Annotated in this window: 6 protein-coding genes; all 6 read left to right on the top strand. The window is 48.8% G+C overall.

Annotation, left to right across the window (positions count from 1 at the left end; genetic code table 11):
- The coding region (locus HKN79_05435; protein NNC83000.1) for a gliding motility-associated C-terminal domain-containing protein at positions 1 to 1525 on the top strand (1525 nt) is incomplete at its 5' end.
- A 44-nt stretch (positions 1526 to 1569) separates the two neighbouring features.
- Entirely contained in the window at positions 1570 to 3039 is a 1470-nt protein-coding gene (guaB, locus tag HKN79_05440; protein ID NNC83001.1) for an IMP dehydrogenase, read from the top strand.
- A gap of 104 nt (positions 3040 to 3143) precedes the next feature.
- Complete coding sequence (locus HKN79_05445) at positions 3144 to 5093, top strand: peptidylprolyl isomerase (GenBank protein ID NNC83002.1); 1950 nt, start codon at positions 3144 to 3146, stop codon at positions 5091 to 5093.
- 17 nt (positions 5094 to 5110) lie between these two features.
- Positions 5111 to 5962 carry a hypothetical protein gene (locus HKN79_05450; protein ID NNC83003.1) on the top strand — a complete coding sequence of 284 codons (852 nt, stop codon included), beginning with the start codon at positions 5111 to 5113 and terminating at the stop codon, positions 5960 to 5962.
- Positions 5959 to 7305, top strand: coding sequence for a peptidylprolyl isomerase (locus HKN79_05455; protein NNC83004.1), 1347 nt, complete (start codon positions 5959 to 5961; stop codon positions 7303 to 7305). Before HKN79_05450 ends, HKN79_05455 begins: the two co-directional genes overlap by 4 nt.
- A 51-nt stretch (positions 7306 to 7356) precedes the next feature.
- A partial coding sequence (locus tag HKN79_05460) for an AAA domain-containing protein (protein ID NNC83005.1) occupies positions 7357 to 7659 on the top strand: 303 nt, incomplete at its 3' end.

Consider the following 7659-nt stretch of genomic DNA (forward strand, 5'->3'; position numbering starts at 1 on the left):
TATCCTATTGATAGATGATTTCGGCTGTGCTACAGTCTCTACGTGGCGCGATGAGGTCACGCCCTTATTCGATAATAATCCGCCTACTCCTCCAGTGATCGAGACTGTCACCGTGGATACCGCTGCACAACGAGCGGTCATTTGCTGGTTCCCATCCCCTGAAGGGGATGTGCAAGGCTATCGGGTCTTGAATGTTCTCGAAGAAGAAATAGCCTTGACCAACGATCCTTCCATTACGAGTGCCATGGACATGGTCAGCAATATCGTGATCAACTCTCAAGGCTATCTGGTAGTGGCAAGAGATACTTGCGGAGGGAATGAGACCAGCGCGGATGATGGGGTTCCTCATTACACGCTGAACCTCGATCTCGAATTCTTCAAATGCGACCAATCCACACGTGTCGAATGGAATGCCTACGAGAATTGGGAAGGAGGTGTCGAAGGCTATGTCATTTATGGGGGTATCAACGGTACCGCCTTGCAAGCGATAGATACGGTTCCAGGAGATGTGACCAGCTATCTACATACCGGGGTTCCTTTGGAAGTGGATTTCGCTTATGTAGTGAAAGCCCTGTCGGTCAATGGATATAAGCCATCTCTCTCACCACGTACAGCCGTGTTCACTGCATATCCCGAAGTCCCAGAGTTCACCTACCTCTCTAATGTGGACGTCTTAGGTGCTTCAGCGATAGAGGTCAAGGCCTTGATAGATCCTGCAGCAGAAAGCACCAGTTATCGATTTGAACGACTGGATCGTTTCGGTGATAGTTTCGAAGTCTTGGCCACTCTGGATCAGTCCATGGCCGATGCAGACGATCAGCTATCGTACATCGATTTCGATGTGCGACCGGCTGATAGGAACTATGAATATCGGGTCAGTGTGGTGGATAGCTGCGGAAACATTCCTTCGGTCTCTGATACCTGTACCAACGTGAGAGCACGTATCAGTGTGGATAATGCAGAACAGGAGAACTATATCTCATGGAATCCATATGTCAACTGGAATGGAGAGGTATTGAACTACCGCGTATATCAGGTGATCGATGGTCAAGTAGGGCCTTTATTGGGAGTAGTACCACCCAACATCTTCTATTATGTAGACCGAGTGGATTCGCTTCAGGACTACTTACGCGATGGGAGCTATTGTTATCTGGTAGAGGCCGTAGAGGGTGTCAATGTCTATGGTCAGTCACAGATCAGTCGGTCCAATGTCATCTGTGGGACACTTGACCCTCTTATGTTCATTCCCAATGCGATCACTCCCAATGGCGATGGGCTCAACGATTTCTTTGCTCCCGTAGCTGGATATTTCGATCGGGTGGATGGCTACTCGATGAGGATCTATGACCGATGGGGGCAATTGGTCTATGAGACCGATGACTACTATAGGCCCTGGAAAGCGGAGGACGCCAATGGATACGTCCAAGAGGGCGTCTATGTCTATCATATACGCTTTTCAACAGGGGACGGACAACTCTATGAACGATATGGGAATATAAGTGTCTTGATTCCTGAAAGCGAATAGTTTATATGCTAAATTTGGGCGCCAAGTTTAACACTGCATTAAACATGGCCAATTCCCCCAGATTCAATAAAGAAGGACTGACATACGATGACGTCCTCCTCGTACCTGCGTACTCAGAGATTCTTCCTAAAGATGTGAGCACACGCTCGCGATTCTCGCGCAACATCACACTCAATTCTCCCTTGGTCTCTGCTGCTATGGATACAGTCACCGAGAGCAGTCTGGCCATAGCTATGGCCCAGCAAGGCGGTATCGGTGTGATACATAAGAATATGAGTATCGAAGAGCAGGCAGCCGAGGTGCGCAAGGTCAAGCGCTCTGAGAGCGGTATGATCCAGGATCCGGTCACTTTGACCGTGGATTCCGTAGCTGGAGATGCACTGCGCTTGATGTCAGAGCATAGTATCGGAGGTATTCCGGTCGTTGATGAAAAAGGTAAGCTCAAAGGAATTGTTACCAACAGGGATCTGAGGTTTGTAAAGCAAAAGGATCACCCGATCTCTAAAATCATGACCAGTGAGAATCTGGTCACCGTCTCCCCAGATATCGATCTCAGCAGAGCAGAGGACATTCTTCAAGAACACAAGATCGAGAAACTTCCTGTGGTCGATGAAGATTTCAACCTGGTGGGTCTTATCACCTTCAGGGATATCATCAAGGTCAAGGAGCATCCCAATAGTTGCAAGGATGATTTCGGTCGTCTCAGAGTAGCAGCGGCCATCGGAGTGACATCTGACAGTATTCAACGCGCAGCGGCCTTGGCTGAGGCTGGAGTGGATGCCATTATCATCGACACAGCGCATGGGCATACCAAAGGAGTGGTCGAGGTGCTTAAAGAATGTAAGGATCTCTTCAAGGGTGTGGATATGGTCGTAGGAAATGTCGCTACGGCCGAAGGCGCTCGTTTCCTCGCAGAAGCAGGTGCTGATGCGGTCAAGGTGGGAATCGGTCCAGGTTCTATCTGTACCACTCGCGTGATCGCAGGGGTCGGTGTACCTCAGCTCACCGCAGTGTGTGAAGTAGCAGATGCATTGGAAGAGTATGACATTCCACTCATCGCAGATGGAGGAGTTAGATATTCTGGAGATGTGGTCAAGGCCTTGGCCGGTGGGGCAGGATCGGTAATGATCGGCTCATTGCTGGCAGGGGTCGAGGAATCCCCGGGGGAGACCATCATCTATGAAGGAAGAAAGTTCAAATCCTATCGGGGCATGGGTTCTATCGAGGCTATGCAGCGCGGCTCCAAAGACCGTTACTTCCAAGAGAGCACCGATGATATCTCCAAATTCGTCCCTGAAGGAATCTCCGGAAGGGTCCCATACAAAGGGTCCCTAGCTGAGGTGATGTATCAGATGCTCGGTGGACTGCGGGCCGGTATGGGCTATTGCGGTGCCAAGGATATGGATGACCTTCGCAGAGCCACCTTTATCCGTATCACCAATGCTGGAGTCAAGGAGTCGCATCCGCATGATGTATCCATCACTCGAGAAGCTCCGAATTACAGTTATCGTTGATCGATCCCTATCCTTATTTTTGTCCGCCTTTTTTCGGGTAGGCGCATCTGGAACGAAAGTTGCCAGAGCAGATTCGAATCAAATCGTAAAATGACTAATTCATTATGAGAGTATCGATCGTCCATATTCTTGCAACCGTAGTGTTCACCGTATCAAGCGTGATGCTCACCGCTCAAGAATCTCCGGTCATCATGACCATCGATGACACAAAGGTGACCCAGGAGGAATTCGAGAATATCTACAAGAAGAACAACAAGGACTCGGTCATCACTGAAGAGGCCTTGGATGAATATGTGGAATTGTTCATCAACTTCAAACTCAAGGTCAAAGAGGCCGAGCGCTTACAGATGGATACCAATCCGGATTTCAAAGCAGAACTGGCTGGTTATAGAAAGCAATTGGCCCGACCCTATCTCGTAGATAATGAGATGACAGATCAGTTGCTGAAAGAAGCGTATGAGCGCCTCAAGACAGAAGTGGATGCAAGTCACATCCTCATGATCGCCAAGCCTGATGCTTCACCTGAGGATACGCTCAAGGCTTACAATACGCTCAAGGACGTACGTAAGAAGATCATCGATGGTAAGATGACCTTTTCCGATGCGGCCATGACCTACTCTCAGGATCCTTCCGCCCAGTCCAATGAAGGTCGATTGGGCTATTTCACTTCTTTGCAGATGGTCTATCCGTTTGAGAATGCGGCTTACAATACAGAAGTCGGAGAAATCTCGGACATCGTTCGTTCCAGATTCGGCTATCACATACTTAAAGTGCATGATAAGCGAGAGGCCCGAGGTGAGATACGTGTAGCCCATATCATGGTCAAGGTGGATCAGACGGCCGATGAGGCTACAACTGAAAAGGCCAAGGCCAAGATCGAGGACATCTATGACGAATTGGAGTCCGGAACGGATTTCGACCAATTGGCCCGTCAACACTCCGATGATAAATCCAGCAGCAGGAATGGGGGAGAACTCCCCTGGTTCGGCACGGGGAAAATGGTGCAGGAGTTCGAGGATACGGCCTTCAGTTTGGAAAACGATGGGGATTTTAGCCGTCCATTCCGCACCAGTTATGGTTGGCATATCGTCAAGCGATTGGAGCGAAAGGGTATAGAGTCGTATGACGATATGGAGCGCAACCTCAAACAGCGCATCAACAAGGACGTTCGTTCACAGATGAGTACACGGTCCTTTGTCAAGAAAGTCAAAGACGAGTACGGATTCAAGGAGAAGGTCAAGAATCTAGATCCTGTGCAGGCACTGGCCGATTCTACTTTACTTAAGGGAAGCTGGAGACCAGGAGATACCAGCAAAATGACGGCTTGGCTGTTCCAGATCGGGGACAAGAAGTACACTCAGGACGATTTCATCTACTATCTCAGGGCCTCTCAGGGGAGATCAAGGGAGACAGACCTTAGGAAGTACGTTGCTGACAAGTACGACCTTTTCAAACAGAAGAGTCTGATCGACTATGAGGACTCCAAACTCGAGCAGAAGTATCCAGACTTCAGGGCACTGATGAAGGAATACAGAGATGGAATCCTGCTCTTCGAATTGACCGACCAGAAGGTATGGACCAAGGCCGTTAGGGACACTACCGGTCTCAAGCAATACTATGAGGATCACAAAGAGGACTTCATGTACGATGAGCGTGTAGAAGGCACCATCTTCCGATGTAAGGATAAAGCGACTGCCGAAAGAGTGCGGGAAATGATCCTCTCAGGTGACCCCAATGACGAGATCGAGAAGACCGTGAACTCCGAGTCGCAATTGGATCTGACCATCACCTCCGGAAAATACGAGGCAGATGAAGGCACGATCGCGGGATTGATAGAATTCGAAAAAGGAATTTCCGATATCCATGAGATCGATGATCAATGGGTGTTCATGCAGGTCAAAGAAGTCCTGCCACCTTCACCACGCCCTTTCGACAAGATCAAGGGATTGGTCACAGCTGCCTATCAGAATCAGCTGGAGAAAGAGTGGATCGAGGAATTACGTGGACGGTATACAGTCAAGGTAGATAAGGACGTTCTTTATTCCGTCAAGTGATCGCCTGATACCTACCTATGAGATTCCATCCCTTTCTTCTGGTCCTGCTCCTAGGCCTGACGGTATTGCTGTCATGCGAAGCAGATAGAGAAGAGACGGATTATATCGCCAGGGTCTATGACCACTACCTCAGCAGAGAGCGATTGGTAGAGAATATTCCACCTACTGCTTCATCTGATGATAGCTTGAAAAGGGCCAAAGTCTTTGTCAATGCATGGATCCGTGAAAAAGTCCTGCTCCAAAAAGCCGAATTCAATCTGAATAAAGAGGATCCTAGATTCCAGAAAAAGGTAGAGCGATATCTGAATGATCTTATCATCTATGAGTACGAGCAACAATTGGTCAATGAGAAATTGGATACCCATGTCACTGAAGCAGAGATGCTGGAATTCTATGAAGAGAACAAGCAGAATTTCCTACTCAAGGACTATGTAGCTAGGGCCCGTTACATGGTCGCTCCGGAAGATCTGAAGGGGATCGACCGTATCGCACGTAGATTCATGGAGTATGATGAGTCTGATAGTCTCGCAGTAGCAGAGTATGTAGAAGAACATGGCCTCTATTTCAAGGATGATCCGGAGAACTGGATGGTCGTACCTCAACTCTTGGAGATCATTCCCATCAATTTCACCTATCTCGAAGAAAAAGTAAAGATCAAGAGCAACTTCGACAAATCAGACGATGGGAAGCGTTATCTACTTTACATACGGGAGTTCAAAGTCAAAGACAGTGAATCTCCATTCGAATTGGAAAGAGAGCGTATCAGGAGTATCATACTGAACTCACGCAAGAGCGAACTTCTAGAGGATATGCGGGACAACTTATTCAAAGAGGCACTCGAGTCCGGACAAATAGAGATCAAAGAATGAAGAAAGGAATGTACATCATCAGCCTCTTGTGCCTTACAGGAATGCTCTCTGCACAAGAAGACTACCAGGTAGTAGATGAGATCGTTGGCGTAGTGGGAAATGAGATCATCCTTCTGAGCGATGTCGAGTCGCAAAAAGGTCAGCTCTTGTCCTCGGGTACGGTAATACAGGGCGATCTCACCTGCAGGGTATATGAAGCGCTGCTCTATGAGAAACTTCTCCTACATCAGGCCAAGGTGGATAGTATAGAAGTGACCGAGGACCGCGTACAGGGTGAATTGGACAGACGTATCTCCATGTTCTCCCAACAATTGGGAGGCACTGAGAAACTGGAGGAGTTCTACGGGAAGAGCGTAGCAGAGATCAGGCAGGAATTCTATCAGGCCATAGAGGAACAGATGCTCGTGCAGAACATGCAGCAGAATATCGTGGCCGATATCACCGTCACCCCGGCCGATGTGGAAGAATTCTACAATTCCATTCCTGAGGATAGCATTCCACTGATAGAATCCGAAGTGGAGATCAGCCAGATACTGATCAAACCCAAACCCAGCGCGTCTGCTATTCAAGAGGTGAAGGATAGACTGGAAGGGTTCCGTCAAGAAGTTCTGGAAGGAAAAGATTTCGCCACCTTGGCGGTGCTTTATTCCGAAGACCCTGGCTCGGCTACCAGAGGGGGTGAGCTCGGTCTGGTCGGGAGAGGCCAGATGGTCAGTGAATTCGAACAGATCGCCTATAATCTGGATGAAGGTGAGGTATCGCGGGTATTCAAGACCGAATTCGGGTATCACATCATGCAGATGATCGAGCGCAAAGGAGAATTCTTCAACGCCCGCCATATCCTTATAAAACCGCGTATATCCAGTGCAGATCTCACGGCTGCCAAGGAAAAGTTGGTCGAGGTCAGGGAATTGATCGCAGCAGATAGTCTCAGCTTTGAAGCAGCTGCATTGAAATACTCCGATGACGAGGGTACGCGGAATAACAATGGGATCATCATCAATCCCAATACAGGGAGTATCCGTTTTCCCATGGCAGAAGTCGATCCGCAATTGTTCCTGGTCATTGACAAATTGGAGGTCGGTCAGATCTCAGATCCTGTGCTCATGCAGAGCCTGCAAGCTGACAAGGCCTACCGGCTGGTCAAATTGAGATATCGCTCAGATGCTCACAAGGCCAATGTAGTAGAAGACTATCAATTGCTACAGGAGATGACACGGAGCAGTTTTACGGATAGGGCGGTCTCTGATTGGTTGCAGGACCGCATCCAGAGCACCTTCATCCGAGTAGATGATGAGATGGGTCAGTGTGAATTCGAGAACGACTGGACCAAGAACAGATAAAGCGATACATTCGAGCCTCATATCCAGAATCCTATGTCCGATACATCCAGCATGACAGAAGCCCAGGCGATAGACCTCTTCGTAGAGAAGCAGAAACAGCTGCATGGAGAGATCAGTAAAGTCATCATCGGCCAGCAAGAAGTGGTCGAACTGCTGATCAATGCCATCTTCAGTAAAGGACACGCATTGCTGGTAGGTGTGCCGGGACTGGCCAAGACCCTCTTGATCCACACCGTGGCCGATGCACTCGGATTATCCTTCAATCGTATTCAGTTCACTCCAGACCTCATGCCCAGTGATATTGTAGGGAGTGAGATCCTGGGAGAGAATCGGGAATTCCGATTCATCAAGGGC

It is taken from the genome of Flavobacteriales bacterium, from assembly GCA_013001705.1.
Taxonomy (GTDB): Bacteria; Bacteroidota; Bacteroidia; order Flavobacteriales_D; family JABDKJ01; genus JABDLZ01.

Excerpts from the sequence above, each read along its gene's own strand:
- guaB (NNC83001.1), top strand. The coding sequence starts at position 1,570 with ATGGCCAATTCCCCCAGATTCAATAAAGAAGGACTGACATACGATGAC.
- HKN79_05445 (NNC83002.1), top strand. The coding sequence starts at position 3,144 with ATGAGAGTATCGATCGTCCATATTCTTGCAACCGTAGTGTTCACCGTA.
- HKN79_05450 (NNC83003.1), top strand. The coding sequence starts at position 5,111 with ATGAGATTCCATCCCTTTCTTCTGGTCCTGCTCCTAGGCCTGACGGTA.
- HKN79_05455 (NNC83004.1), top strand. The coding sequence starts at position 5,959 with ATGAAGAAAGGAATGTACATCATCAGCCTCTTGTGCCTTACAGGAATG.